Annotated in this window: 2 protein-coding genes; both read right to left on the reverse strand. The window is 43.8% G+C overall.

Going from position 1 to position 685, the window contains the following annotated elements:
- Window positions 1–148: siderophore-interacting protein (locus tag EI161_RS14570; RefSeq protein ID WP_192529998.1), on the reverse strand; the 148-nt coding region annotated here is incomplete at its 3' end.
- 105 nt (window positions 149–253) lie between these two features.
- Window positions 254–685, reverse strand: a 432-nt coding sequence (locus EI161_RS14575) for a TonB-dependent receptor domain-containing protein (RefSeq protein WP_192530000.1), incomplete at its 5' end; no start/stop codon positions are given.

A 685-nucleotide genomic window follows, 5' to 3' on the forward strand; every position in this document is an offset into this window, starting at 1 on the left:
CTTGAGGAAATATGAGTTTAATATAAGCGCTTTCTTGATCTGCCGGAAAATCAGTCAGTCCAGCACCGCCAAGCGTGACGCGGCACATCTGTGGCGTTATGTATTTGGTGCGAACAACATTCAATGTTCTTGGAGCAGGTTTTGCCATTTTAATGCCTTTCTTAATTTAAGTGTTTCATTTTTCAAGTGATCAGTTTAGATAACGCCAGTATATAAGACAGGCATTCTCTAGTAATGATAAGCTCTATATTGTTTAAAAGTTGGCCTTTAGGCTTACGGACATCTGGCGCTCAGGTCCCATCCAGCAGTTATTGCTATCGTAGCAAGTACCGACATAGGTTTTATCAAACAAATTATTGATACTAGCGCCAACAGTGAGCATCGGATTGATTTGATAGCTGCCACCAATATCTACCAATGTCACACTTGGCAGCTCGTCTGAATTTTGCTTATCAAGCTGCATGCCGCCTTCATAGCGAACCCCTGCATTGAGGGTCAATTTATCTGTGGCGTAATAGTCTGCCCACAGTGTCGCCTTGTGCTTAGCAGTTTGGGCAGGAGTGTTACCGACCACGTCAGGGTTGAATTCATCTTCGGTAATCTCAGCGTCGGTATAGCTGTAGTTTGCAGTAATATCTACCCAATCACTTAGCATGTGGCTGCCTGAAACCTCGAACCCTTTAGA

Source organism: Psychrobacter sp. FME5 (genome assembly GCF_014861375.1).
Classification (GTDB): Bacteria; Pseudomonadota; Gammaproteobacteria; order Pseudomonadales; family Moraxellaceae; genus Psychrobacter.